This is a genomic window from Streptomyces sp. F63 (genome assembly GCF_018070345.1).
Classification (GTDB): domain Bacteria; phylum Actinomycetota; class Actinomycetes; order Streptomycetales; family Streptomycetaceae; genus Streptomyces.
Window position 1 is genome coordinate 157,903 of record NZ_JAGPXX010000007.1, and the last position, 26,170, is coordinate 184,072.

Here is a 26,170-nt window from a genome sequence, read left to right on the forward strand (position 1 = left end):
CTGCGTCGTGGTGGTGGGAAGTGGTGGTGAATCGGGTCAGCCGCTCAACAGCAGGCAGAGATCCCAACTCACTTCGGGCGTGGCGCACTTGGAGTTGTCGAGGCGGACCAGGTCGAGTCCCGCGGTGCCCTCCATGAGCGTGGAGCGGGCCGGTGGCCCGTGCTCTTCGATGTGCGTCGCGAGCCCGGCCCGGAGCCTTGGGAGCAGGTCGGAGAGCTGTCCGTCCTTCTCGTCCTCGGCAGCACGCCGGGCCGCCTGTGTGAGCCCCGACCACCCATGGCACAAGGAAGCATCGGTCAGCAGGGCGAGCTGCTGCGGGTCCAGCAGACATCCGGCGAGTGCCTGTTCGGCCTGCTCCTGGAGCGCGGTGTCGCCGAGCGCGCGCCCGGCGAGCTGCAGCGCACGGGCGATTCCCGGGGTGCCGTAACACCACGACGGCCGCTTCGGGACCGTGCTCGCGGTACTGCCGCGTCGCTGCTCCCGCAAGTCGATCCACTCCGGCCAGTGGGAGGAGCGCCCGTCGCCGGTCCTCCAGTCGTCCAGCCACTGGCAGATGCGAGTCATGGCGCGTTCCTGGCCGGGCACGGTGTACCCGCGCAAAGAGGAGGTGGCGAGAAGCGCGAGGGGACCGGTGATGCCGTGAGCGAGACCGAAGTTGCCGTGTCCGCCGGCCGGCCACGCGGTCCCCGCTTCGCTGATGCTCCACCAGCCAGGCAGCGTCTGCCCACCGACGGTCATGGGCTCGCAGAGCTGAACGAGGTAGGACAGGATGCCGTGCAGTTCACCGGCGTTGCCCCGGCGCAGGTGGTAGACGCCGAAGCCGGCCAGTCCGCTGATCAGGTCGAACTCGGCCGTCTGCACCGCCTGCCCGCTCTCCAGCCGGGCGCGGGCGGCTTCCAGCCGAGAGGTCGTCATGCGCCGTACATGGCCGTCGAGGGCAGACAGGAGCCGCTCGGTGGAGGGGGTGTCCGTGAAGGTGAGGACGTAGGCGACGGCTGGTGCGCCCTCGTACAGGCCCAATCCCTCGGAGCCCGCCATGATTGGCATACGGAACATGGACTCGGCGCATGCTCGCATCGCTTCCGTATCGGCCACGCCCACAAGCTGCTTAACCGCTTGTAACAGGGTGATGCCGGCGGCTCCCGAGTAGAGGGACTGCGGCCGGCCGGGCGCTGCCTCGGCCGTGGGGTTCACCGGTGCGCCCCAGACCATGCGAGGCACGCGATGGCAGTCTGGCGGGCGATGCGACGGCAGGTCTTCTCGTCGTCGCGGTTGACCCCGCGCATCCGGTTGTGGTGCATGTGCAGCAGCGACTCCAGCACCGCATCGATGTCCATACCCTCGTCCAGAAGCTCGCGGTAGCGGGCGAGGGCCTCACCGCGGCGGTGCCACGCGTCGGCGAGGGCCGCGGACCAGCCGCGTGCGGCCGGGTTTCCGGCTCGGATGAGATCGATGGCCTGGTCGGTCGCGGCGCGTTCAGCGACGGCTGATACCCGGTGTTCGGCCAGTCGGCGCAGGCCCTCGTCATCACCCAGCAGGCCGCAAGCGATGTCGACCATGCCGACGGCCGTGAGCGCGTGACCGTGGGCGCCCGGAGCTGTGGTGCCTTCGAGGGCCGTGGCTGCGACGTACGAATCGGCGACGAACACGGCTTCCGCGCCCGCCAAGGTACGACCGCTGCCGTAACGGCCGATTTCGGGGGTGTAGGTGGTGAACGCCAGGTCACTGATCACGTCGCGGTGGTGCAGTGTCGCCGCCCAAGTGCCGATGGCCTCGGTGTAGGCGCTGCGCCGGCCGGCGCTCACGGCGCGGACGCGGAGGCGGATGTGGTCCGCACCGTGCGGGGTCCGATATCGGATGAACCACCAGTCGGGGTGATCCTGCAGACGCGGGGCGAAGGTGGCCATGCCCTGGGCGATCAGCTCGTCATGGAGATCGGGGTGTGCGTACAGCTGCACGTTCACCCAGGGCGCGGCGGGTGCGGCGGGGAGGGGGCCGAGCGTGCTGTTGCGCTGCACGGGCAGGCGACCGGCGAGGGGATTGGGTGAGGGCGGCCGAGTGTTGATCATGGGCACGGCCACCTCGTGGACACGGCCGCCGATCCAGCCGAATCCGTCCTCCGGCGGTGCCTCGGTGAGTACGGCCTGCCCGTTACGGTCGAGGTGCTCACGCAGGATTGCGGCATGCGCGGGCACGTCGAGCATCAGTCGGAGGGCGCGGTCGTCGTCGCGTAGCTCGACGGGCCCTTGGCACTGCCACAGCTTCCGCCAGGAGGTGAGGGCGTCCATCCACTGGCCGCTGTCCTCCTTGGCAGGGGGAAGGCTGTCTGCGGACAGGTACCAGCGGGCCGGCGACAGGATGGTCTTGTCGTAACGCACGCGCGGCAAGAACGGCAGCCGCTCGGCTTGCGGGCCCCAGTCGAACCCGGTCCAGGCGGGGCCGAAGGCCCGGGTCAGGTGGGCGAGGAAGCGGGCAAGGAGCGGCGGCTGCTTCTCCAGCGCCATCGCGTGGAAGACCTGCGGGTCGATGACCCGGCGGCGCGAACGGCTGACGAGGTACAGGCGGTTGGCAGCGGCGGTGACGGCGAGGTCGTCGACGTCGATGACCTCGGCCTTCTCACCGGCGGGGCGGTGTTCTCCCAGGGAGATGACGCGAGGCAGGTACGCAGGGATACGCGTGATGTTCTCGATGTGGGCGTACAGGCCCGGGAAAGAGAGCTGGGCAGTGAGCGAGCCTTCGATACCGGGCGGGACTTGGCGGTACACCTCTTCGAGGCCGGAGCCGGTGGCAACCGGGGTGAACCGGGAGGTGAGCGTCCCCGCGCTTCGTGCCGGTGTGACCGTGACCGTGAAGTGGCCAGCCTGCAGGGCCTGCAGGTCGCGGGCGTGGATACGGGCGCACATCTCGACGGAGGAGGGTGCGGCATCGCTCACCGCGGGCGCCCCCGCGATCTGGTCGACCAGCTCGTCGGTGAGCACGATCTCGCGGCTGCCGGCAGTAGCTGCCTCCCATGCCGCGGCGAGCAGGCGCCCGTCCCGCTCGGACACCACCGGGCTCGCGGCAAGTCTCCGGCTGCCCGGGTACTCGGCCGGGTAGCCGAGCCCGGCCACCGGGTCGATGACGTCCTTGACCGGCACGAGGGTGCCGCTGCCGTAACGCTCCCAGAACGCGGCGTGGTAGTCCCGCCACACGCCTTGGCCGGCCGGCTGTCGCGTGAGTCGCAGCAGCGCGTCGGCGGCCCGTTCCATCTGCCGTACGACGCTGCGGGGGATCCGTACGGCGGCGTCCAGGATCAGGTCGACGGCGATCGGGCTGCGTGCCGCGGCGGAGATGTTGCGGGAGTTCCTCACGGCTGCCTCGCGCGCGATGCGCTGGTCGCGGGCGGGGGCCGTGTTGTGCTCCCGGAAGGCTTCTCGCACGGCCAGGAGACCATCGAGGATGCCGGCCGCGGAGGGCACACTGTCCGCGTCGACGGCCTTGAGCGCGCCGACGAGGTGGCCCAGCGGGTCGGTCTCGGTCATCGGGGCCCGCAGGTTCGTCAGGAGGAACTTCTGCGCCATGAGGGAGGCGAGCAGCGCACGCGCACGTGCGGGGTCGGCTTCCGGGAACACCCTGTCGAGCTCCGCGAGCAGCGCGGTGACGCGAACAGCGCGAGTGGTGTGCTCCTCGATGAGTCGTACGACGCGGCTGCGCCGGACGGAGGCGCCCCTCGGACCCCCGTGCTGGACGTGCAGTCGGTCCCCGCGGGGCATGGCCAGGGAGCTCAGAACGACGCTCAGGCGGTCCAGGAGCTCCGGGATGGACTCCAGGCGGGTACAGACGTCGTCCAGCCATTCGGTGTCTGCCCGGATGACGGCACGGTGAGCGTCGCCCCACCGCACGTGCGGCTCTCTGCCGATTCCGGCAGCCGCTACTCCAGCGAAGAGACCGAAGGGCGTCGGGCGCCCGGTGGCGCGCAGAACGTAGGAGACGGTAGCGAGGTAGGCACGTCGTATCTGCTTGGGGTGCACGGGGCGTCCGCTGCAGATGTCGTTCAGCCGCGCGGCAAGATCGCCGCTCGCTTGCCGGATCGCGTCGGCGAACACCCGTTGGCGGCAGACGTCTCGCAGCCAATCGCTCACCGCGTCCATGTCGTGTGGGTCCGGCCATGACGAGGGGAGCGCCGTCAGCGGTGCCGCGGCGGCGCGCAGCAGCGCTGCCCCTGTGTGCTGGTAGACCCTGGTGTGTTTGCCCATCGGTGCCTCCGCCGTTGTGTTCGGAAGGGTGTGGGGCCGGGGAGTGTCCCCGGCCCCACGTCAGCGGCCGTACGTCACACGGCGCTGGCGCACGAGGACGCGCAGGTGGACTTGCAGCCGTCGCCGGTGCCGCAGGCCTGCGGCAGCTGCTCGGCGTCGATCTCGGTGACGACCTCCACCTGGACGTCGAACGGGTCCTCCGCCAGAGCCGTGGTGGTCTCCGTGGTCGGCTTGGTCAGAACAGCAGTAGGAGCCATGCCTTCGTCCCTTCTGGGTGGTGATTGCTGCCGGCCGGCTGGCCGGTGTGCAGCCCTTCCCCGGCCGGCCCGGACCCGTGGGGGAACGAGCCGGATCGATGGCCAGGGAGGGGGGCTTGATGCCCGTTGAGCGGGCTACCGCGGGTGGCCGAGATACAGGGCCGTGAGGAGGCTCCCGGTCGTCACCGCGGGCAGAATGAGGATCTGGAACGTGCCGAAGCCGCACCGGCAGGCGTACCAGCGGGGGCGCCGCAGCACATGCCGGAGGCGGGCCAATGTGGTCAGTGAGGCAGCCGCCGGTTTCCCCGGGTTCACGCTGCCCCCTGTGCCTGCAGGCACCGTGGCTGTCCGGCCTGTATCGCTCTGCTGGTCATTCGGTGCTGCCTCCGCCCGGCGTGGACTGTCGTGTGGTGGAGAGTGGATGCGGCAGAGCGCCGTCGGCATGCTCACGGGGCGGTCTTCGGCTCGCGAGGGCTCAGCAGGGTGAGCCAGATGTCCTTGCCGCCATGGGGAGTGCGGGACACGCCGAACTGGTCCGCGATGACCCGGACGAGTTGGAGACCGCGGCCGTCCTCGTCCTCATCGCCGGCGCAACGGCGCTGCGGCAGCGACGGGTCGTCGTCGTGCACGCAGAGCGCCACGCCTTCGGGAGTGCGGGTGACGGTGATGAGAGCGCTGCGGCGCCCATCGCGGTCCGGCCGAGCGTGGTGCAGGACATTGGTCAGCAGCTCGGAGACGACAAGAGCCCCTGTGTCGACCAGCTTCTCCATGCCCCACAGGCGCAAGTGCGCGCTCACTATGACCCGCGCGATCCGCACCGACAGCGGCGTCACGTCGTAGTCCATCTCCAGCATGCCCGCAGTAGCGCGCGTCGTTCCGCGCACGCCGGTTGCAGCGGTGGGGTGAGCAAGGAGACTGGCCATTCCAGATCCACTTCGTTCTGGGCGAACCTCACGCGAGAGGCCCGACTGCGGTGTGTACTGGTGCGTGATCGGTCAGCAACCATTGAGTCAGGCCGAAGCCCGAACGTGCAGATGCAGAAACGGAAAGCTCGACTTTCCGTTTCAGGACCCAGGGAACCCCCGTCATGCCACGACCCGAAAAGCAGCTGACTCCCGACGCCTCGCCGCGCGACTGGTTCGGCCACGAGGTGCGGTACTGGAGGAAGAAGCGTGGCCACTCGGCGTCCTCGTTAGGCCCGTTGGTGCAGGCCAGCCCCTCCCTCATCGAGAAGGTGGAGAAGGGCCGGGCCTCGTGCCGCCGCGACCTGGCGGAGCGTTTGGACGAGGTGTTGACGACCGGCGGCGTGCTCACCCGCGCCTGGGGGATGGTGTCCGGCGAATCGGAAAAGCGCCGTCGTGAAACGGAAAAGAACGCCGGCCCCTCGATGGAGGGCACCGCTCAGGCACACCAAGGCCGCATCCTGGGCAGAGAGACTTCGTCGCCGCTGGGGAGCACCGAGCCTGTGGACCGTCGCGCCTTCCTGGCCAACAGCAGTCTGGCCGCCATCGCATCGATAGACCTCGCCGCGCTCGTCGCCTCCACCACCCCGCACGAGCCACCCACCAGGATTCGCCCTAAGGACATCACGGCAGTCCTGAGCGTGGCGGAAGACATCCACCGCCGGGACAACGCTCACGGCGGCGGAGGGCTCGTTGGCGTTCTCGCCGGCCGAGCCATGGAGTGGGCAGTCCGTCTGCTCACCGTCCCCTGCCCCGAGCAGCTCCGCGCCCCGCTCTACACCGCTGTCGCACGCCTGGGCGTCGTGGTCGGCGCATCCCGTTTCGACGCCTACGCACACGACGACGCCCGCATCGCTTTCAAGATCTCCGCAGACTGTGCCGAAGAGGCCAACGACTGGCACCTACGCGCCAAGGTGTTCTCCTTCCTCGCACGACAGGCCGTCTGGATCGGCGACCCGGACACCGGCCTCACCTACGCGGAGAAGGGCCTCGTCCGAGCCGACCGGCTCACACCGACCATCCAGGCCATGCTGCACACAGCCCGCGCTCGCGCCTTCGGAAAGATGGGCGACATCGGCGGCGCCATGGCGGCCGTCGGCGCCGCCGACGACGCCTTCGCCCGGTCCAACCCGCAGGACGATCCACCCTGGATGGCGTACTACAACGAAGCCCAGCACCATGGGGACACCGCACACGCGTTGTACGACCTGGTCCTGTTGAAGGACCAGACCCCCGGGCAGGCCAGTCGGCGCTTCGAGACCGCTATCGAAGGCCACGACGACGCATACGCCCGCTCGCGCGCAATCTCCGGTACGAAGCTGGCGAGCCTTCTGATGGCCAAGGGCGACCCGCAACAGGCCACAGTCATCGGCCACCAGGCCCTCACGGACGCCGGCCACCTGACCTCCCGGCGGGCTGCGGATGACCTGAAGGAACTCCACCGGTTCGCCGCCCGGCACCGTGGCACCCCCGAAGTGGCGTACCTGCGCGAACGAATCGGCGCTACGTTGCGGGCGTGACAATCTCGGCCCACGCTTCATCCGCGGTCTTGGCCGCAGCCTGCTCTGCGGCCGGGCTCGATCCTTCTGCCGCCGAGCCGATCCGCATCGCGGAGAACGAGATATGGCGTCTGCCGGGTCAGCGCGCCATCGTACGCATCGCGCGCCCCGGTCAGTGGGCGGCAGCCGTCCGAGAGGTGAACGTCGCACAGTGGCTGGCCGACCATGACGTCCCAGCCGTTCGCGCGCTGCCGGCCGACCAGCCGGTAGAGGTCAACGGGCACCCGGTGACGTTCTGGGAGGAACTGCCAGCGCACACGAACGGCACCGTCCGCGACGTGGTGCAGTTCCTCAAGCGGCTACATCCGCTACCCGTTCCAGACTTCCCCCTGGGCGAGCTCGACCCATTCGTCCGTGTGCCGGAAAGGATTGACGCCGCCACGTCCCTGGCCGAGGACGACCGGTCGTGGCTCCGGCAACGGCATGAGGAACTGCAACGCCAGTGGGGCCGGCGTCCTTCCGGACGTCCCGACTGCGTCGTGCATGGCGACGCGTGGGTGGGCAACGTCGCCCGGACGGCCCGCGGTCCGATCCTGCTGGACTTCGAGCGAGTGTCTGTGGGCCCACCGGAGTGGGACCTGGTCTCCACTGCGGTGAAGCTCACCACGACCGGCACCGTGAGCCTTCCCGAGTACGCAGAGTTCTGCGACGTGTACGGCGTAGATGTGACGGAGTGGCAGGGGTACGAACTGCTTTCAGGCGCTCGTGAGTTGCGTATGGCCACCTACGCAGCCCATCACGCTGCCACCCGACCGGAGTGGACGAAGGAAGCGCAGTATCGCGTGGACTGCCTTCGCGGCCGGCGTGGGCCGCGCCCGTGGAAGTGGACGGGGATCATGTAGTGCCGTGGCTTGGACGCAGTGCGGTTGGCATGGCTTCGGTTGGGCGAGATGACGGCGGGGGTGGCTTCGGCGCCGCCATATGCGCCCGAACTGACGGGGGTCGGTGCGTTGACGAGCACGGGAGCCCCGGGCCGTGGGGGCCCGGGGCTCGCCTGTGCTGACGCGGAGCCGGTGTTCACCGGTCGGTGGTCACCGTTTCGTCGGCTTGTCCGGGTCCGGGGCCGGGGCCGCGCCGGAGTCCCGGTTCGCGTCCCCGCCCGCGTCCGATTCCGCGTCCGGCGCGGACGGGGCATCGTGCTGCGGGCCGTACGACGTCAGGAAGCGGTCGCGGAAGGTGTCCATCCGCCAGACCGGGGCCTCCGGGCCGGGCTTGAGGCCCTCGTCCCACTCCCAGTCGGAGATGCGGTCCAGCACGGCCTTGTCGTGGGCGACGATCGAGATCGGCACGTCCCGGCTGGCCTCGTCACCGGCGACGGTGGGGACGGGCTGGTGGTCGCCGAGGACGACGAGCACGGTGTCCTCGTCGCCGTACTCCTCCAGGTACGAGACCAGGCTGTCCATCGAGTACTCGACGGCGCGCTGGTATTCGGTGCGCACCTGCTCGGGATCCTTCCAGACCTCCTTCGGGTCCTTCCCCTGCTCCTTCATGGCGTGGTAGACGGACCCGTCGCCGACCTCGTCCCAGCCGATCATCCGGGGAATGGGGGCCCAGGGGTTGTGGCTGGTGGCGAGGATGATCCCGGCCATCAGCGGATCGCGGTCCTTCCTGGCGTGCTCCAGCCGCTCGAAGGCGGACAGGGTGTACTGGTCGGGGACCGGAGACCAGCTGAACTTCGGTCCGTGGTAGCCGAGTTCCTTGGAGTCGTAGATGGCGTCGAAGTCGTAGAACTTGCCCTCGGGCCAGGCCCGGGTGACGCCCGGCATCATGCCGACCGTCCGCCAGGCGCCGGAGCGCTGGAAGGCGCCGGTGAGGGTGAGGCGGTCGCTCGCCGTCACGGTGCGGTACCGCCGCTGGTTGTCGACCCACAGGCCGGACCACAGGGTGGAGTGCGCCAGCCAGCTGCCGGCACCCGTGGTGGGGGAGCGGAGGAAGCCGCTCCGGGAGGAGAACCCGGCCTTCTCCAGCCGGCCGGTGTCCTCCGCGAGGGCCGCGCTCATGCGGCGTGACATCTCCGGGTTCTCGTCGATGGCCACCCGGCCGTAGCTCTCGATGAAGGCGAAGAGGACGTCCTTGCCGCGCAGGGCGGTCAGCAGTTCGTCGGGCGGGGTGTCCCGGAAGTCGTCAATGGCGGCCACCTTGGCGAACTTGCGTTCGTCCTTGATGCCCGCCTCGACCCGGTTCACCCGGTCCTTGGCGAGCCTGGCCGCGGCGCTGGAGGCCACCGGCGTGCTGCCGATCTGGAGGCCGAGCGCGGAACACGTGATCCAGACGATGGCGACGGTGAAGGTCGTACGGGTGGCCGTGGCACGGTGCCGGACCAGGAGCTCGCTCAGCCGGATCACCGCCAGCGTCATCAGCACGGGCACGGCGGCGGCCAGGGCCACCACGCCGATCACGGCCGCGACGGCGCCGGTCCCGCCGATCGTGGATTCCAGGAAGGCGTGGGCGTCCTCGAAGAGGATCCAGTCGAGCACCAGGTCGAACGGCCGGCTCAGCACCGCGTAGAAGCCGATGTCGGTGAGCTTCAGGACGAGCAGCAGGCCGAGGCCCGCCCCGGAGAGCGCCGCGACCCACCGGCGGGCCCTCGGCGGGAGGAAGAGCAGGACGGCGGCGGCGACGACCGCCTCGCCGGGGATGCGCGTGAAGGCAGAGGGCTTGAAGCGGGTGAGCCCGTTCGGCAGGACGAGGGCGGTGTAGACGAGGAGGACGGCCAGGGCCGTGACCGTGTACGCCACGGCACGGGCGGCGGCCGGGTACTTGGCGCGCAGACCGCGCAGACCGCGCGGGCCGCGGCGCTCGCCGCCGGTTGCGGCCGGGGCCCCGGCCGCGGTGCCGTCGGCGGTGTCCCCGGTCGCGTCGTCGGCGGGGCTGCCAACCGCGCTGCCAACCGCGCTGCCAACCGCGCTGCCCGGGGAGGGGTTTCCGGGATCGGCCGGACCCGGACGGGCGGCGGCGCTCCGGGCCGGAGCGGACTCCCGTGCGGCGGGGGTTTGTTCAGGGCCGCTGTCCGTGCCGCCACCGGCGGGGGTCTCGTCGCCGGCCCCGGTGGCAGCACTGCCGTCAGCACTGCCACCGGTGGCGTCGGCCGGGGCGGAGTCCCCTGCCGCGGTGGGCTCGCCCGCGGCCTCGACAGCGGCCTCGCTCCCCGTGCCGCCGCCCTGGTCGTCGCCCGCGCCGCCGCCGGTGCCGGCGTCTCGCCGGGCCGTGGGTTCCGCGGTGGGGTCCGCGGCGGGGGCGGCGGCCCGGGGCGCCGAAGGCTTCGCCGGAGCGTCACCGCCGGGGGCGGGTGCGGCAGCGGCCGGGGCGCCGCCTGTGCCGGCGCCGTCCCGCTCGTCGTCACCGCCTCCGGTGGCCGCGGTGTCCTCCGGGTCCGCGGCGCGGTCCTGGCCCGTGGGGCGGTCCTGGTCCGTGAGGGTCGTGTCGTCCGGTGCGCGCTCCCCGGAGTCGTCCGGCGCCGGGCCGTCCTCCGTGGTGGCGTTGTCCGTGTTCGGAAGCTGACGAGAGAGCGGCAACCCGAAGGTCCTTCCATGCGAAGCCCGGTAGTGGCAGGGCGGGCCGGGCCGGGAGCGGGGCCCGCCCTCATGGGTACGGCCGGCCGGCGCCAACCACTCAATCACCGGGCGGGCCGGGTGAGGAAAACCGCCGGTCATGACGGAACGGCGCGCCGCCCGCACCCCGGGCCCGGCGGACCCGTGGTCCTTCCGTACCGGGTTGCCGCCGGCGCGGCGCGGGGCGAGTCTGGAGGGAGAGGCGCGGTGGCGACCGGACCGCGCGCGGGGCGTCACGGAGAGGCGGTGACGTGGAGGACGGTACGGAAGACCTGGGGCGGCCGCGCGGCAGCGGTCACCGGACCGTGCCGCACACCGCCGACCTGCGGGTGGAGGCCTGGGCGGAGACGGTGGAGCGGTGCATCGCCGAAGCGGTGCGCGCCGCGGTGGAGAGCTTCGCGGACGTCTCCGGGGCCGTGGCCGTGGCCGAGCGCGAGTTCGAGGTCACGGCGGCGACCGATGAGGATCTGCTGGTCTCCGTCCTCGACGAGGCCGTCTACCGTCTGGACGCCGACAGCGAGATCCCGCTGGAGACCGCGGTGGGCCCGATCCGGGCCGAGGACGGCCGCCGGGCCGCCACCGTCCGCTGCCGGATGGCCGACGCCGCCCGCACACCGCTGGTCGGGGCCGTGCCCAAGGCCGTCTCGCTGCACGACCTCCGGCTGCTCGGTGACTCCGGGGGGTGGACCTGCGCGGTGACCCTCGACGTCTGAGACCGCCGCACGGGGCACGGCCGCCCGCGGGAACGGACGGGAGACGGGGAACGGACGGGAGACGGGGAACCGGCGGTGCCGCGCCACCGCCCGGCGAGGCCCCGGCCCGCGGCTGCCCGGCCGGCCCGGAACGCTCCGGCCCGGGCCGCCACCGAACCGGAGGTGAGGATGTGGAGATCGAACTGACGGAGGAGACCCCGTACCGCTTCCGGATCGAGGAGCGGGAGGCGATGCGCGTACCGGGAGTGGTCTTCGCCTCGCGCGAGCTGCTGCCGCAGGCGGCCGGTGACAAGGCCCTGGAGCAGGTCGCGAACGTGGCCACGCTGCCCGGCGTCGTCCGCGCCTCGTACGCGATGCCCGACGTGCACTGGGGCTACGGCTTCCCGATCGGCGGGGTCGCCGCCACCGACATCGACGAGGGCGGTGTCGTCTCGCCCGGCGGCGTCGGCTTCGATATCTCCTGCGGTGTGCGGCTGCTGGCCGCCGGGACCACCCGCGCGGAGCTCGACCCCGGCGCCTTCGGCCGGCTGATGGACATCCTCGGCCGCACCATCCCCCGGGGCATGGGGCGCGGCGGGCTGTGGGAGCTGCCGGACCCGGACGCGATGGACGACCTGCTGGTGGGCGGCGCCCGGTACGCCGTCGAGCACGGCCACGGCGTGCCCCGGGACCTGGAACGCTGCGAGGACTCCGGGATGCTGGAGGGCGCGGCGCCCGGCGAGGTCAGCCGGCGGGCCGTGGAGCGGGGACTGGGGCAGGTGGGCAGTCTGGGGTCCGGCAACCACTTCCTGGAGGTGCAGGCGGTCGGCCACCTCTACGATCCGGACGCGGCGGCGGCCTTCGGCCTGCGGCAGGACCAGGTCTGCGTCATGATCCACTGCGGCTCGCGCGGCCTCGGGCACCAGGTGTGCACCGACCATGTGCGGGTGATGGACCAGGCGCTGCACCGCTTCGGCATCGGCCTGCCGGACCGTCAGCTCGCCTGCGCCCCCGTGAACTCGGCGCCCGGCCGCAACTACCTGGGCGCCATGGCGGCCGCCGCCAACTACGGCCGTGCCAACCGGCAGTTGCTCTCCGAGGCGGCCCGCCGGGCCTTCACGGCCGCCCTCGGGACCGGTCTCGACCTCGTCTACGACATCTCCCACAACATGGCCAAGGTCGAGACCCATGAGGTGGACGGCGTGCGGCGCCGGCTCTGCGTCCACCGCAAGGGAGCGACCCGGGCGCTGCCCCCGGGCGACCCGGACCTGCCGGAGGACCTCGCCGGCGCCGGGCAGCCCGTGCTCGTTCCCGGCACCATGGGCACCGCCTCGTACGTCATGACGGGCCTGCCCGGCAACGAGGCCTTCCGCTCCGCCTGCCACGGCGCCGGCCGGGTGATGAGCCGCCATCAGGCGCTGCGCTCGGTGCGCGGCGAGCGGCTGCGCGCCGACCTGGAGTCGCAGGGGGTGGCCGTCCGGCCGTCCTCCTGGCGCGGACTGGCCGAGGAGACCCCGGAGGCGTACAAGGACGTGGACGTGGTCGCCGACGTCACCGAGGGCGCCGGCCTCGCCCGGCTCGTGGCCCGCCTGGTACCGCTGGGCGTCGTCAAGGGCTGACGAGCCGGCGGGCGCGTCGGCGGGCGCGCCGGCGGAGGGGCCGGCCGCGGGGGCCGGCGCGGTACGGCGGAGCCCCCCCGCCAGTGGCGGTGGCGGGGGGACTCCGGGGCCGGTCCGACACCGGTGGAGGTGGTCAGCCGGGGACGTTCAGGGTCGCCGGCCGAGGGGTGTCGGCCCGGTGCGGGGGGTGCGGGACAGCTGCCGGGCGCGGAGCCGGGGCCGGGCCCGGGCACTGCCCGCGGTCACCGACGGCCGTGGCCCCAGTGGCCGTGCCCGTGCCCGTGGCCCCGGCCGTGGCCGCGGCCGTGGCCCCAGTGCCCGCGGTGGTGTCCGCGGCCGTGGCCCCAGTGGCCGTGGCCGTGCCCGTGGCCGCCGTGCCAGCGGCCGTGGCCGTGCCGGTGTCCGCGGCCGTGGCCGTGCCCGCGGCCCCGGCCGTGCCCGCGGTCCTCGGCGTACCTGTCGTTGTCGTAGCTCTGCTCGTAGCGGTGGGACTGGCGCTCGGACTGGATGTCCGACTGGGCCAGGGCGGTGCCGGTCCCGAGGAACCCGATGGTCCCCAGCATGGCCATGGTCATGGCGGCCTTCTGCAGCATGCGCATGAAGTCTCCTCATTCTTCAGTGATGTCACCCGGTGAACCGGATGAGGTGGATAGAGGCTAACCGCCCTTTTATCTCCTTAGTTGGCGCATAGTCCGGATAGGGGTTTTTCAGTATGTCTGTTCGTTCCCGCGCTGTTCCGGGGCGCTGTTTCGGGGAGGCCGGGGCCCGCGTGGGACCCGTGCGCGGATCCGTTGCGGCAAGTCGCGGACAGACCCGCCGTCCCGTGGTTTCTTGGTCCCCGGAAAGGCGCCCGGTCGACGCTTGAGGGGGAGAGATGGGGCAGGCCCCCGCGACGGTCTTCCAAGTGGCCGTCCTGGTGCTGTTCGTGCTGCCAGGGGTCGTCTACCAGTTCCTCAGGGAGCGATGGCGCGGCCCTGTCCCGGGTGAACAAGTCTTGAGCGAGCGGGTGTTGCGGGCTCTGTCCGCCTCCGTGGTGCTGGACGCCGTGTACATGCTCGTGGCCGGGCCCGAATTGCTGCGGCTGGTCCGGGGGACTCCTGGGGAACCGGTGCGGTGGGACGATCCCGGACAGCGGGTACGCCTGGTGGGTTTCGTGGCACTGATGCTGTTCGCGGCCGTGCCCGCGGCCGCCGCCGGGGCCGTCTCGGTCTGGCAGCGCCGGCGGCTGCGTGCCCGCTACCGGGTGACGCCGACCGCCTGGGATCACATGTTCCGCGACCGCGGCTCCTGCTTCGTACGGCTGAGGATGAAGGACGGGACCTGGGTGGGGGGATGGTACGGAGGGCAGTCCTATGCCACGGCGTATCCCCAACCGAGGGAACTGTTTCTCGAGTCGGCGTGGCGCATGGATCCCGCCGGCGCGTTCACGGGGCGCGTCGCGCACAGTGCCGGACTGCACGTGCGGGCCGACGACGCGGATCTCCTGGAACTCCTCGAACCGGACCGGGGCGCGTCACGACACACGAGAGGTGGAGGAAGCCATGACCGAGCCGTCCCCGGACGAATCCGAACTGACTCCGGATGAGCGGGAACTGCTTGAGGAGCCCGGCGGTGTGCGGGGAGGCTACGTCCCGCACGACAACGTCGTGGAGCCCTCCGAGGCACCTGGGGGGCCTGCGGGCGTCTCGCCCCGGCCGGCCGGGACGGGCACCGACGATGTACCGGCGCCGCCGGGCGTGCAGCCGCCTGCTGCGGAGTGAGCCGGGGCCGCACGCCGAACTCAGCCGCGCTCACACCCCCACGTGCACGTGTCCCGCCCATACGGCCGGAATGTGCGGGTAGCGTTCGCGCGCCCGGTGGGTGGCGCGGTGCAGCGCGGTGGAGGCCGGCAGCCGGGTGTCCGGCGCGTACCGGCGACGGATCTCGCGGTAGAAGTCCTCGGCGAAGCTCACGGCGGCACGGTCGGCGAGAGGCCACAGGGTTGCCACCACCTGGGGGAACCCTGCCACTTGGAACGCCGAGGCGAGATGGATGGCCTCGTCCACGAGCGCGGGGGCGGGCCTGGCGCTGTCGCAGACGGACAGATACGCCAGTCCCGGTCTGGCCGGGGCGTGGCCCGCTCCCTTTCGCCCGGAGCCGTTTTCCGGTGAAGCGAAGGCCGCTCCGGGCCGCAGGGCCGACACGTCCGCGACGGCGAAGTCGCTGGTCTCGTGGTCGTGCAGCAGCAGACGGCTGCGGGACGGGGAGCGGAGATCGCTGACGGAATGGCAGGCGAAGTGGACCCAGGTCCGGTCCGCCAGCCGCGCGACCACGCTCCCGCGGGTGGCCTCCGGACCGCTGAGGACCTGGGCGTCCGGGAAGAGCGACTCAATGAACGCGGCCTCCGGTGCGGCGTTGCGGAGCGGGCGTCCGCCGGGCGTCTCCGGCAGGGACACGACGAGGGGACGGGGCCGGGGTTCGGCGGGCGGGATGTGCCCGGCCCGGGCCGCGGCGAGCGCTCGTACGGTCGGCGTGTAGGAGGATTCGACGCGGTCCAGAACCGTCGCCGGACACCGCTCGTGCCGGGTCTCGTGGTGTCCGGCCGCGTGGATGGGCAGGAACGACATCGGGCCCGTCGGTACCCACCACACGCGCGGTCTCCCCTCCCCGTCTCCCGGCACGGGCAGGTCGAGGGCGTCGAGAACCGGCTGCGCGACGGCGTCCCAGAGCCAGGCCAGCACCTGGGAGGCCTTTCTCTGGGCCGCGAGGTCTCCGATGTGGTTCACTTCCACCGCGTTCCGGATCGTCGAGACGTGGCCGGAAACCACCTCCCACGACGCGTCCCGCAAGGGTGTTGTGCGGATGCCGTCGTGGGTGACGAGGACGGCGTCGGATCCGCGCCGCGTGCAGTTGAGGTAGACAATCGGACCCTCGGAGGCCTGGGCGAGAAGTTCGGCACGCGACGGAGCCCGTCCGAAGTCCTCGAACCCCCGCTGTTCGCGGATGCGCCGGAGCACGCTCTCCTGCCGCTCGCGCAGGGCCCGGTGCTCGGCCCGGCGGTCCGCTTCCCGGGCGTGGTGTGATCCCGGTCCGCCGGCGGCAGGGTCCGGTTGCCCACGGAGTTCCTCCCACTCCGCCGCAAGGCCCGTGTGCCGCCGCCGGAGTTCATCGAGCCGGGAGGGGCCGCCCAAGGAGCGTGAGAGGAGAACGCCCCGCCCCCCTTCGAGGAGCCGGGCGGCCTGCTCCGGCATACCGGCGGCCACCGCGCAGGCCGCGGCGGTTCCGGCCGTGCCGCCCCAGTGGCCGAGCCGGTATTCCTGGTCCTCCCGGGCCAGGCCGGGGTCCGCCACCCGGGGCAGCAACTCGATGGCGCCCTCGAAGCCGGCCACGGCTTCGCGGTGGCGGTGGTGGTCGGCCGCGGTCTCGGCCCAGATGAGTCCGGCGGCGACGCGGGCCTCGGCACCAACCGACTCCGTGCCGGCCGCGGTGCGCGCCAGGTCCAGTGCGCGCTCCAGATCGACGGGTCGCCCGTACCTTGCGTACCGGTAGCCGAGGGCCCCTGCCAGGACGCAGGCGCTGGCGACCCGGGGAGGGTCGCCGGGCGAGAAGCCGCGCAGCGCTCGCTCGGCATGCCGGACGGCTTCGTTGACGTCGGCGATGTCTCCGCGGCGCTCAAAGCGGGCGAGGAGGGCGCTCGCCAGGTGGTTGCGCGCCAGGTGCCGGTGCGGGTGCCCGCCCGGTGATGTGCGCACGGCGTCGGAGCCGAGGGCGACGGCGCGGTCCAGGTCGTGCAGCCACCGGCTCTCCCTGGCGCGCCAGAGATACCACTGACTGAGCATCAGCACATCATCCGCCCGGCCCCGGTGGCTTCGCGGTAGGCCCTCGGCGTACCGCTCGAGAAGGCTGATGGCCTCGTCGGCGTCCGCCCGTTCCCCGAAGCGCAGATAACGGCTGTACAGGGCCGCTCCGAGTTGACGGAACGCCGGGCGGGGGTCCCTGTGGCTCTCCTCGGCGGCGCCGACCGCCGCTGCTGCCGCGTCGACGGCCCGGGTGAGGTCGGTGGCGTCGCCGAAGCGGGCGAAGCGCAGCCGCAGCGCCTGGCTGAGCACGGTGAGGGCGTCGGCGGACCGCGGCGCCCGGCTTCGTGCTGCGGCTTCCACGGCCCATTCCGCTGTGTCGACCGCCGTGTCCAGGTCCGCGGGGTCTCCGAGCCGGCCGTACCGGGTGACCAGCGCTTGTGCCAGGTGTCCCGCATGGTGGAGCCGCCGGGGGCCTGTGGCGCTTTCGGTGGCCGAACGGAGCATGGCGATTCCGCGGTCCAGCGTTTCGCTGCCCCGTTCGTAGCCGAAGCGGGCGAGCAGGGTGCGTCCTTCCGCGGCCCGGTCCTCCGCGGCCCCGGCCCCCGCTTGGCCGGGAGAGCCCCACCTTCCCCGGTCCTTCAGCCGCCGGTACCGCCACCGCGCGGACAGGGACGCCGCGACTGCGAGGACGATGACGAGGACACCTGCCGACAACGTCACGGAATCCGTGGACTCGACGTTCCGGATCGCCGTGCCGAGAAGAGTCAGCCCGGCGAGGCTCCCCCAGACGCGCTGCCGCATGTCGACGTCGCGCCCGCTCATCACCCAGGGCAGCACGGCCATCAGGCCGCCCCACGCAAGAGCCAGTTGCCACCACACTGGAGGCACCTCAGTCCTGCCGGACAACGTGCGGCGGGCACGGACGAGCGGGAGGGCCGGACCGATGACACCTCACGATGCCGGCAGTCCTCCGTCCGGTCCTGAAGGGTTCTTCGTGGAGGGCCATCTGCCCGGCGCCGCCTACGCGTGCTACGTGCCCCTGCTGCGCGGAGAAATCGCGGGCACCGTCCGAGGGCTGCTGCCCGGGGCGTCCCGTGCCGCGCCGTGGCTGCGGGCGGCGATCCTCACCCAACTGGAGACTCTCCCCGAGCTGCTGTGCGGGCTGGAGCCCATGGCGGCCCTCGGGCATCTGCACGCCGCCACGCTGACGGCGCACTACCTCTGGCCGGTGTGGTACGAGCTCGACGTCGGAACCGGGCCCCGGGCACCGGACCACCGGACGAGTGCGCAACCGTCGCCCACCGGGGAGCTGCGTACCGTCCGCGGCACCGCTGAACGGCAGGTGTCCCGACTGCTCGGGGGCTATTTCCCGGAGGCGCACGGCGTGCACACGCTGTGTGCGCGGCAGGCGGAGCACGCACGTGCCGCCGTCCCCCCGTCCGAGGCCGGTCACGGACCGGGTGCCGGCGGCTGGTTGCTCCTCGCGTCCGTCTACGCACTGCACGGTCATCCCGTCCTCCCCCGGCCCGGGCGGAGACGCCGCAGACTGTCCCGGAACAGACAGCGGGCGGCCCGTGCGGGCATGGCGTTCGAGTTCGGTGAGGCCCTTGCCCTCGCGACGGCCCTCGGCCTGCTGAGGGCCGTCGAGCCCGAGGGCTGACGCTCCCGGCGGGGCCGCACCGCCCTCACCACTCGTGCGGATTCCGCTCGTGAACCCCGGACGGTGCCCGGTGCCGTCGGCGTGCCGCGAACAGGCCCGTGAGTCCGACCAGAAGCAGGCCGGCCGGAAGAAACCACCAGCGAAAGGACAGGGCCCACTCGCCGAGCGCGGAACGCTGCCAGTAGCCCACGATGCCAAGGGCCAGCCAGCACCCCCCGATCAGCGAGGTGGTTCCGTAGCCGATCTCGGCGAGCAGCAGCATCGCTGCCAGGAGCCACATCGCGCCCAGAAGCGCCACGACGGGGGAGGCAGCCGTCGCCAGCGCCACGGTTCCGGCGACGGTGGCGATCACCACGAAGTCCTTCTTCAGGCCGGTACGGTCCCCGGAACCGACCGGGCTGCCCCGCCCGTCCCGTCGGTGGGCGCGTGCCGTCCGTCTGATCCGTTCCATGGACGCGTGCCAGCGCAGGTACTCCGCGACTCCCAGGTTCGTCCGGTGCGTGACGGATTCGCCCGCGGCCAACGGGACGTCCAGGATGGCTGTGGTGTTGATCAGCAGTTGCCGGGTCTCCCGCTCGGCCCTGGACCTCAGTTCGGCGATGGCGCGCTGCGCCTCGACGCTCAAGGCCTGCCGGTGTTCGCGGTCGAGGTCTGCCAGCACGCCCCTGCCGAGACTGCGGATGGAGTCGGTGCTCACCCGGCCGCGCACAACCGACTCGTGGAGAGCCCGACGCCACCGACGCCGCACCGGATCCGTCAGCAACTGGAGCAGCACGTCCGTCCTTCCCTCCCCTTCCGGCGGCCATGCGCGGTCAGTTCGGCCAGACCTGGGCCTTGAGGTAGCTGTTCTCGACCGTCACCGGCTCCTCGCCGTTGTGGGCGATCTGGAGTTTGATCCTGCGGTCCCTGCGCGCCTTGCCCGAGAAGGGGAAGGCCAGGAAGGTACTGCCGGCGGTGCCGACCGCCTCACCGATCGGATGGTGCTGCACGGTGTCGCCCGAGGTGTTGTCCTCGACGATGCGGGCCTGGAGCTCCCGGCCCGGGGTGAGTCCGCGGACCCGTATCGAGGCCACGCCGTTGTACTGGCAGTTGGTCGCGAAGGTGCGGCCGCCCGCGGCGTGGTGCTTGAGCGGGTCCGACCACTCCTGGTCCCAGGCGACCGAGTACCAGGTTCCGGGAACCATGGTGAATTCCCTGTGCATACCGAGACTGAGGTAGAGCGGCACGTCGTCCTCCGGGGCGTCGTTGTCCTGGCCGGGCGGGCGGGAGAGCAGGGCTTTCACGCGCGACCGGAAAGTGCTCATGGTGAAGCCGCGCGGATCGACCTTTCCCGGCTGCCACTCCAGATGCCCGATGACGGAGCGTTCGTTCCAGCCGTGCGCGCGGCAGATGGCGGCGGCCCAGCGGGCCGCGGCGTCGAGCTGGGGTTCGGGCCAGGGGTCGCGGCCGTTGCCGAGGTTGATGAGCTCGATGCCGTAGAAGTGGCGGTTGCCGTCGGTGTTGGACTCGTTGTCGGCCGGCAGGGCCCGCTCGTCGATGACGGCCCGCAGGACGTCGTCGTCCCCGGAACCGGCGTGGTTGGCCCGGCCGTTGCCGACCATGTAGAGCGTGCCGTTCTTGGCGCCGACGGTGTGGCAGAGCGGTCCGGGCAGCGAACTGTGCCCGTTGTAGCAGAGGGCCACGGACGCGTCGGTGCCGGAGGTGACGGTGTGGTGGATCATCACGCCGTACACCGGCCCCCAGGGGCCCTTGTGGTTGCGGTTGTGGGTGCGCCAGCTCCTGTACTCGACGACCTTGCAGCCTTCGGCCTTGATCGCTGCGAGTAGCCGGCTCGCGGAGAGGGGTGTGGCCATGGGCAATCCCTTTGGACAGCTCGATGGAGGGGAGCACGCCGTGGGGGCGGGACGTGCGGGGAACACAGAAGGTAGCCAACTATCATTAATATCAACGGACTTCGAGAGTCTCGGCGTGTTGGCAGAGTGGTGATGCCCGTGGTGTGCCGGTGCGGAAACACCCCGCGGGCAAAACGCCGGGAAATGGCGGGTAACGGGGCTTGACGCGGCTGACGGTGACTGAGCGTCACTCGGGCAGGCGCAGCCGGCTGACCGTCGTCAGGGGATGGCGGGTCGAACTCTGCCGCACCTCCACCGTGAGCACCGGTGGAACGGGCAGATACGGCGTGCCGTCCGTGGTCACGGCCCCGCCCGCCGGAGGGGCCGCACCGGGCGGCAGTCCCGCCAGGGCCCCGGCGAGCTGCGCGCGCACCGCCGGGGCCAGCGGGGAGGTGAGCACCGGGGTGTCGTCGCCGGGCAGGATCACCGCCAGTGCGCGCGGATGCGTGCGGGAGCCCGTCACCCCGGCGACCACCGCGTCGCGGGTGTCGGAGTGCCGCAGTTTCAGCCAGTCGCGCCGGCCGCCGCGATAGGGCCCGTCGAGCCGTTTGACGACCAGGCCCTCGACCCCGTTCGCGGTCAGCGTCTCGTACCAGAGGGCGGCCAGCTCCGGATCGGTCGTCATCGGGACCGCCTGCACCGGCGGGCCGACCGCGGCCAGCAGGTCGGTCAGCGCGGCGCGCCGCCGCCTGTACGGCAGGGGCCGGAGGTCGTCCGCGCCGGTGGCCAGCAGGTCGAAGGCCGCGTACGAGGCGGGGAGCCGCCGGGCGAGCTCCGCGGCGCGGCCGCGGCCGGCCAGGGCGCGCTTCTGCACGGCGGCGAAGTCCGTGCGCCCCGCCGTCCAGACGACGACCTCGCCGTCCAGCACCGTTCCGGCGGGCAGCGCCTCGGCCGCCGCCACCAGATCGGGGAAGGAGTCGGTGACGATCCGGCCGGAGCGGGCCTGCAGGAGGACGCGGTCCGGGTCGCGCAGCAGGACGACCCGGTGGCCGTCGAACTTGGGTTCGTACGCGAGTCCGGCTCCCCGGGGCAGCCGCTCGACCGGCCGGGCCAGCGCCACCTCCACCGGAGGGCGCAGCGCGGCCCGGCCGGCCCGGCCGCGCGAGCCGCCGGAGCCGGAGCCGTCCCCGGAGCCGGAGCCGGAGCCGTCCCCGGAGCCGGAGCCCGCGGGGCCCGTGCCGTCCCCGGCGCCGCCTCCGGGGACGGCTCGGGGCGCGGCCTCCCCGCCCCGCCCGGCTTCCGCTCCCGCCCCGCTCACGGCGCCCGCAGATCCGGCAGCGGCCGGCCGCGTTCCGGATCGAGGAGCCCGGCCAGCAGGTCCCCGTGGGCCGCCAGCCGGTCCGGCAGGTCGCCGGCGCGGAAGACGAGCTGCTCCGGGTCCGTGCAGGCGCTGATCTCCGTCCACTCCACCGGAGCCGAGACGGTCGGGGTGTCGCGGGCCCGCAGGGTGTACGGCGCGGCGGTGGTCTTCGCGGCCGCGTTCTGGCTGAAGTCGACGAAGACCTTCCCCGGCCGCAGCGAGCGGGACATCCGGTGGGTCACCAGCCCCGGCAGCGCCCGTGTCGCCTCCACCGCCAGCGCCTTGGCGTAGGAGGTGACCTCGCGCGAGGGCGCGGGCGGGTGCAGCGGGACGAGCAGGTGCAGGCCCTTGGAGCCGCTCGTCTTGGCGTGGGCGCGCAGCCCGTCCTCGGCCAGCCGCGCGCGCAGCCAGTCCGCGACGACGCAGCACTCGACGACCGTCGCCGGAGCACCCGGGTCGAGGTCCAGGACGAGCCGGTCGGCGAGGGCCGGTTCCGCCGCCCTCCACTGCGGGGTGTGCAGCTCGGTGACGAGGTTCGCCACCCAGACCAGCGTCGGCAGGTCCTGCACCAGGATCTGCCGGGCCCACTTGTCCTCCGAGCGCGGGACCTCGGCCGTCTTCACCCAGGCGGGGGCACCGGGCGGCACGTTCTTGGCGAAGAAGTGCTCGCCCCCCGCGCCGTCCGGATAGCGCAGCAGGGACAGCGGGCGGTCGCGCAGGTGGGGCAGGAGCGCCGGCGCGACGGCGGCGTAGTAGTGCAGGACCTCACCCTTGGTGAAACCGCTCGGATAGAGGACCTTCTCCAGATTGCTGAGCGCCAGCCGCCGGCCCTCCACCTCCGCGATGATCGACATAGCATGGATCATCACATGAAGGCACGAAAGGTGTGAATCGTGCGATCCATCTGGAAGGGTTCCATTTCCTTCGGCCTGGTCAGCATCCCGGTCAAGGTCTTCGGGGCGACGGAGAACCACTCGGTCTCGTTCCGCCAGGTCCACGCGGCCGACGGCGGGCGCATCCGGTACCGCAAGGTGTGCGAGCTCGACGAGGAGGAAGTCCCCACGGAGGAGATCACCAAGGCCTTCGAGGCCGCCGACGGGACGACCGTGCCGCTCAGTGACGAGGACCTCTCCGCGCTGCCGCTGCCCACCGCCCGCACCATCGAGATCCTCGCCTTCGTGCCGGCCGACACCGTGGACCCCCTCCAGCTCGACCGCTCGTACTACCTCGGTGCCGACGGCGGCGGCGCGGTGAAGCCGTACGTCCTGCTCCGCGAGGCGCTGAACCGCAGCGAGAAGGTGGCCATCGCCAAACTGGCCCTCCGCGGCCGGGAGACCCTGGCGATGCTGCGGGTCGTCGACGACACCCTCGCCCTGCACACCATGCTGTGGCCGGACGAGATCCGGCCCTCGGCCGGGGTCGCGCCCGACACCGAGGTCGGCATCCGCGACGCGGAACTCGACCTCGCCGACACCCTCATGCAGACCCTCGGCGAGCTGGATCCGGAGGAACTGCACGACGAGTACCGGGAAGCCGTCGAGGCACTCGTCGCCGCCAAGCTGGAGGGCGTCGAACCGGAGGAGGCGCGGGAACGGGTGGAGGCCGGGGGCAAGGTCATCGACCTGATGGCCGCCCTGGAGAACAGCGTCCGCGCGGCGCGGGAGGGCCGCGGCGAGCAGACCGCGGAGGCCGCGGGGGAGGGCGGAGGCGGCGGGAAGGAGGACGGCGGGGCGGAGGGGGAGCTGCGGGAGCTGCGCTCCGGGAAGGGCGCCGGGAAGGCCGGGGCCGGAGGGACGGCGGCGAAGAAGAGCGCCGCCAAGCGCGGTGGCGCGGGGGAGGAGGAAGGGCCGGGGAAGGCCGGCAAGAAGGCCGGTGGCGGCCGGAAGAGCACGGCGCGGAAGAGCGGGTCGGAGGCGAAGGACTCCCGCGGCCGGAGGAGCACGTCCGGGACGGCGAAGAAGACGGCCTCCGCCAAGAAGCGGGACCGCGCGGGCTGAGGGCCGGCCCGGCCCCGGCCGGAGTCAGCGGCCCGGGGCCGTGCGGGCGCGGCGGCGCAGACGCAGACCGAGCGCGGCGGCCGCCAGCAGCAGGGCACCGCCCGTCGCCGTCGCCGCCGTCGCCGTCCCGCCGAAGCCGCCCGCTCCGGCCTCCGCCGCCTCCCGCGACACGGTGACGCGCGTGGCGGCCGAGCGGCCCTCGGGCCCGCCGCACCGCACGCTCACCTGCTGGGCGCCGGTCCGGGCGTGGAGGTGGACCGTGGCAATGCCGAAGAGATGACCGGCCTTCAGATCACCCGGTTCGAGCCTGATGCTTCCGAAGGCGGGGGACGAGGCCGTGCCGGTGCGGCTCTCACACCCCGTGGCCCGCAGCCGGAGCGTGCCGCCCGGCGCGACGGTGGACGGCTCCGTCTCGACGGACGGACCCGGCGGGGCGCCGTCCGAGATGGCTGCCGCGGCGGGGACGGACAGGGCCGCCGCCGCGGGCGGGGACGCGCTCAGGACGGCCGCTGCCAGGACGGCCGCCCCGGCGAAGTGTGTGCTGCGCATGGGCCGGTTCTCCTCCACTCCACGTCCACGGCGGATTCCGGGCCCGCCGGTGTGCGGCCGGAGGCCCGCGCTCCTTGGGGAACGCTAGAAGCCCCGCCCGGACACGGCGATCCGGGCCGAGCGAACGAGTGGCCGCACGCGTGCAGTGGAGGGCAGGCGGCCCGCGGACGGACGGCCGCGCGGGTGACGGCCGCCGCGAGCGGACCCCGGGGCCGTGCGCGGCAGTGCTCGGGCGCCGTGCCGGAGCGTGGCCGCGGGAACAGCCGTCCGGAGCGCGGCGGCCGGGGGACCCGGCGAAGAGGCGTGACGCGTTTCCGGGTTACGCCGTCCCGCCCGGCCGCGGCCCCGCCGTGCGGGCGGGGCGGCGCAGGGCGTACGCGGCCGCCGCCCCCGCCGCGAGCAGCGCCAGCACCGAGACGGCCGCGCCGAACCAGGACGCGCCCAGCCACTGGCCGCCGAGATAGCCGAGGCTCACGCTGTAGACCGCCCACACCAGGCCCGCCAGCGCGGACCAGGGCAGGAACTCGCGGACCGCGCGGTGCGCGGCACCCGCCCCCAGGCTCACCACCGACCGTCCGGCGGGCGCGAACCGGGCGAGCAGCACCAGGGGCCCGCCGCCCCGGACCAGCGCGGTGCCCAGCCGGTCCTGCGCCGAGGACAGCCGCCGGGACCGGGCGATGGCGCGGTCGAACCGCGCACCGCCGCGCCGCGCCAGCCGGTAGGCGGCCAGGTCGCCGAGGACGGAGGCGGTCGCGGCGCACAGGGCGAGCACCAGGAGGTCGGGCACGACGGCCGCGGAACCGGTCGTGCCGGTGGCGGCCTCGACGGCGTCGGCCGCGCCCGCGCCGGCCGCCGCGGTGGCGGCGGCGACGACCAGGAACCCGCTCGGCAGGACGGGCAGGAAGACATCGAGCAGCACCGACAGCATGACGATGACGTAGATGCACGGGGCTGCCGCCAGCGACCCCAGTCCCTCCAGCACGGCTTCTCCCATCCCGGCCCCCGACCGCGCGTCGCGGGGGTGCGGCAGAAGCGGTCATGTACCGCCGTACAGCGTACGCCCGGGAAGCCCCGGATGATCTCCGGACACCGGCGCGCCGACAGGTCCGGCGGACCATCCGTACGGCGGGCGCGGAACGCCGGCGTGCCGGGAAAGGATGGTCGCCCGGCAACCGGAAACCGAAGAGCGCCGCGTGCGGGAGGAGTGCGATGACAGCGAGGAGCACGGTGAAGAAGGGCCGGACGGCGCCCCGTTGGGCGTGGCGGCGGAGCCGGGCGGCGGCGGGCGGCGGCAGGACCGTCCCGGCCCTGCTGCTCGCCCTGGTGCCGGCGCTGGCCGGCGGTGTACCGGGCGCGGCGCCGGCCGGAGCGGCGGAGCGGGGCCCGGAGCGGAGTGACGGACGCCATACCGCCGGGTACGACGGTCCGCTGGACCGCTGGCTGCGCGACGTCCTCGGCCCCCGCCCGCAGGAAGGCCCTCCACGCCCCGGCCCGCACGCCGGGACACCGGAGGAGCCGGGGCCGCGGGCGCTGCGGGGCGCGTCCTGGTTCCCCCGGGTCAACGCGGTGTCGCGGTTCGCCCCGGCGTCCCCGCACCGGACCGCGGGCGCGGTCACCTACGACACGGAGGCCGTGCCGCCCGGTGCCCTGATCGGCGTGCGCCAGTGGACGGGCCCGGAGGGCACGACGGTGCGGCTCCGGGTGAGCGGTGCCGAGCCCGGCCGCGCGTACGGAGCCCATGTGCACACCCGGCCCTGCGGCCCCGAACCGGACTCCTCCGGGCCGCACTACCAGCACCGCCCGGACCCGGACCAGCCGTCCACCGACCCCCGGTACGCCAACCCGGACAACGAGGTGTGGCTGGACTTCACGGCCGACGGCTCCGGCGACGGCGTGGCGAAGGCCCGGCAGGACTGGAACTTCCGGCCCGGTGAGGCCCGTTCCGTGGTGCTGCACGAGCACCACACGGCGACGGAGGACGGCGCGGCCGGAGCCGCCGGTGCCCGGCTGGCCTGCTTCACGGTCCCGTTCGCCCCGCGGCGCTGAGGACGCGCCACCCGGGCCGTCCCGACCGGCCCGGTGTGGTGCGGTCCGCGTCACCCACCTCGTCCGCAGGGC

21 protein-coding genes are annotated in these 26,170 nt (G+C 72.9%); 8 read left to right on the forward strand and 13 right to left on the reverse strand.

Features of this window, described 5'->3' with window-relative positions; genetic code table 11:
• Positions 1 to 36: 36 nt before the first annotated feature.
• From KBZ10_RS10565 to KBZ10_RS10580, 4 genes are all read right to left on the reverse strand, one after another.
• Positions 37 to 1,212: a lanthionine synthetase C family protein gene (locus KBZ10_RS10565; protein ID WP_210987384.1), complete on the reverse strand. Its 1,176-nt coding sequence runs from the start codon at positions 1,210 to 1,212 to the stop codon at positions 37 to 39.
• Positions 1,191 to 4,235 carry a lantibiotic dehydratase gene (locus tag KBZ10_RS10570; protein WP_210987276.1) on the reverse strand — a complete coding sequence of 1,015 codons (3,045 nt, stop codon included), beginning with the start codon at positions 4,233 to 4,235 and terminating at the stop codon, positions 1,191 to 1,193. The genes KBZ10_RS10565 and KBZ10_RS10570 overlap by 22 nt, the downstream gene beginning before the upstream one ends.
• Before the next feature lie 74 nt (positions 4,236 to 4,309).
• Positions 4,310 to 4,492 carry an FxLD family lanthipeptide gene (locus KBZ10_RS10575; protein ID WP_210987277.1) on the reverse strand — a complete coding sequence of 61 codons (183 nt, stop codon included), beginning with the start codon at positions 4,490 to 4,492 and terminating at the stop codon, positions 4,310 to 4,312.
• A 446-nt stretch (positions 4,493 to 4,938) separates the two neighbouring features.
• Positions 4,939 to 5,346 (reverse strand): ATP-binding protein, encoded by a 408-nt coding sequence (locus KBZ10_RS10580; RefSeq protein WP_247702130.1) that lies wholly within the window; start codon positions 5,344 to 5,346, stop codon positions 4,939 to 4,941.
• A gap of 233 nt (positions 5,347 to 5,579) precedes the next feature.
• Between KBZ10_RS10580 and KBZ10_RS10585 the strand changes: the two genes are divergently transcribed.
• Together KBZ10_RS10585 and KBZ10_RS10590 are read left to right on the forward strand one after the other, a co-directional pair.
• A complete protein-coding gene (locus KBZ10_RS10585; protein WP_247702131.1) occupies positions 5,580 to 6,974 on the forward strand; it encodes a helix-turn-helix transcriptional regulator in 1,395 nt (464 codons plus the stop codon).
• The gene (locus tag KBZ10_RS10590) at positions 6,971 to 7,855 is read left to right on the forward strand and encodes an aminoglycoside phosphotransferase family protein (protein ID WP_210987278.1); all 885 of its coding nucleotides are present in this window, start codon (positions 6,971 to 6,973) and stop codon (positions 7,853 to 7,855) included. The genes KBZ10_RS10585 and KBZ10_RS10590 overlap by 4 nt, the downstream gene beginning before the upstream one ends.
• A 189-nt stretch (positions 7,856 to 8,044) precedes the next feature.
• Here KBZ10_RS10590 and KBZ10_RS10595 read toward each other — a convergent pair whose 3' ends face one another.
• Complete coding sequence (locus tag KBZ10_RS10595; RefSeq protein WP_210987279.1) at positions 8,045 to 10,528, reverse strand: sulfatase; 2,484 nt, start codon at positions 10,526 to 10,528, stop codon at positions 8,045 to 8,047.
• Between the two features lie 287 nt (positions 10,529 to 10,815).
• Here KBZ10_RS10595 and KBZ10_RS10600 point away from each other — a divergent pair, with 287 nt between their 5' ends.
• Together KBZ10_RS10600 and KBZ10_RS10605 are read left to right on the forward strand one after the other, a co-directional pair.
• Positions 10,816 to 11,277 carry an archease gene (locus KBZ10_RS10600; protein WP_210987280.1) on the forward strand — a complete coding sequence of 154 codons (462 nt, stop codon included), beginning with the start codon at positions 10,816 to 10,818 and terminating at the stop codon, positions 11,275 to 11,277.
• A 170-nt stretch (positions 11,278 to 11,447) separates the two neighbouring features.
• Complete coding sequence (locus KBZ10_RS10605) at positions 11,448 to 12,875, forward strand: RtcB family protein (RefSeq protein ID WP_307847329.1); 1,428 nt, start codon at positions 11,448 to 11,450, stop codon at positions 12,873 to 12,875.
• Between the two features lie 242 nt (positions 12,876 to 13,117).
• On the opposite strand, the gene KBZ10_RS10610 is transcribed toward KBZ10_RS10605, so the two are convergent.
• Entirely contained in the window at positions 13,118 to 13,474 is a 357-nt protein-coding gene (locus tag KBZ10_RS10610) for a hypothetical protein (RefSeq protein WP_210987281.1), read from the reverse strand.
• A gap of 275 nt (positions 13,475 to 13,749) precedes the next feature.
• Between KBZ10_RS10610 and KBZ10_RS10615 the strand changes: the two genes are divergently transcribed.
• Positions 13,750 to 14,460 (forward strand): DUF6338 family protein, encoded by a 711-nt coding sequence (locus tag KBZ10_RS10615; protein WP_210987282.1) that lies wholly within the window; start codon positions 13,750 to 13,752, stop codon positions 14,458 to 14,460.
• A gap of 205 nt (positions 14,461 to 14,665) precedes the next feature.
• On the opposite strand, the gene KBZ10_RS30265 is transcribed toward KBZ10_RS10615, so the two are convergent.
• Positions 14,666 to 17,542 (reverse strand): CHAT domain-containing protein, encoded by a 2,877-nt coding sequence (locus KBZ10_RS30265; RefSeq protein WP_210987283.1) that lies wholly within the window; start codon positions 17,540 to 17,542, stop codon positions 14,666 to 14,668.
• A 55-nt stretch (positions 17,543 to 17,597) separates the two neighbouring features.
• Here KBZ10_RS30265 and KBZ10_RS10625 point away from each other — a divergent pair, with 55 nt between their 5' ends.
• Complete coding sequence (locus KBZ10_RS10625) at positions 17,598 to 18,314, forward strand: hypothetical protein (RefSeq protein ID WP_210987284.1); 717 nt, start codon at positions 17,598 to 17,600, stop codon at positions 18,312 to 18,314.
• Positions 18,315 to 18,339: 25 nt separating this feature from the next.
• On the opposite strand, the gene KBZ10_RS10630 is transcribed toward KBZ10_RS10625, so the two are convergent.
• The 4 genes from KBZ10_RS10630 to ligD form a co-directional block, all read right to left on the reverse strand.
• The gene (locus tag KBZ10_RS10630; protein WP_210987285.1) at positions 18,340 to 19,011 is read right to left on the reverse strand and encodes a hypothetical protein; all 672 of its coding nucleotides are present in this window, start codon (positions 19,009 to 19,011) and stop codon (positions 18,340 to 18,342) included.
• 115 nt (positions 19,012 to 19,126) lie between these two features.
• The gene (locus KBZ10_RS10635) at positions 19,127 to 20,167 is read right to left on the reverse strand and encodes an N-acetylmuramoyl-L-alanine amidase (RefSeq protein WP_210987286.1); all 1,041 of its coding nucleotides are present in this window, start codon (positions 20,165 to 20,167) and stop codon (positions 19,127 to 19,129) included.
• A 226-nt stretch (positions 20,168 to 20,393) separates the two neighbouring features.
• The gene (locus KBZ10_RS10640) at positions 20,394 to 21,272 is read right to left on the reverse strand and encodes an RNA ligase family protein (protein ID WP_210987388.1); all 879 of its coding nucleotides are present in this window, start codon (positions 21,270 to 21,272) and stop codon (positions 20,394 to 20,396) included.
• A 188-nt stretch (positions 21,273 to 21,460) separates the two neighbouring features.
• The gene (gene ligD, locus KBZ10_RS10645) at positions 21,461 to 22,360 is read right to left on the reverse strand and encodes a non-homologous end-joining DNA ligase (RefSeq protein WP_210987287.1); all 900 of its coding nucleotides are present in this window, start codon (positions 22,358 to 22,360) and stop codon (positions 21,461 to 21,463) included.
• Positions 22,361 to 22,399: 39 nt separating this feature from the next.
• Between ligD and KBZ10_RS10650 the strand changes: the two genes are divergently transcribed.
• Positions 22,400 to 23,503 (forward strand): Ku protein, encoded by a 1,104-nt coding sequence (locus KBZ10_RS10650; RefSeq protein ID WP_210987288.1) that lies wholly within the window; start codon positions 22,400 to 22,402, stop codon positions 23,501 to 23,503.
• 24 nt (positions 23,504 to 23,527) lie between these two features.
• Here KBZ10_RS10650 and KBZ10_RS10655 read toward each other — a convergent pair whose 3' ends face one another.
• Both KBZ10_RS10655 and KBZ10_RS10660 read right to left on the reverse strand, forming a co-directional pair.
• The gene (locus KBZ10_RS10655; protein WP_210987289.1) at positions 23,528 to 24,052 is read right to left on the reverse strand and encodes a hypothetical protein; all 525 of its coding nucleotides are present in this window, start codon (positions 24,050 to 24,052) and stop codon (positions 23,528 to 23,530) included.
• A 319-nt stretch (positions 24,053 to 24,371) separates the two neighbouring features.
• Positions 24,372 to 25,034 carry a DedA family protein gene (locus KBZ10_RS10660; RefSeq protein ID WP_210987290.1) on the reverse strand — a complete coding sequence of 221 codons (663 nt, stop codon included), beginning with the start codon at positions 25,032 to 25,034 and terminating at the stop codon, positions 24,372 to 24,374.
• Positions 25,035 to 25,261: 227 nt separating this feature from the next.
• Here KBZ10_RS10660 and KBZ10_RS30270 point away from each other — a divergent pair, with 227 nt between their 5' ends.
• The gene (locus tag KBZ10_RS30270; protein WP_307847331.1) at positions 25,262 to 26,098 is read left to right on the forward strand and encodes a superoxide dismutase family protein; all 837 of its coding nucleotides are present in this window, start codon (positions 25,262 to 25,264) and stop codon (positions 26,096 to 26,098) included.
• Positions 26,099 to 26,170: the final 72 nt, after the last annotated feature.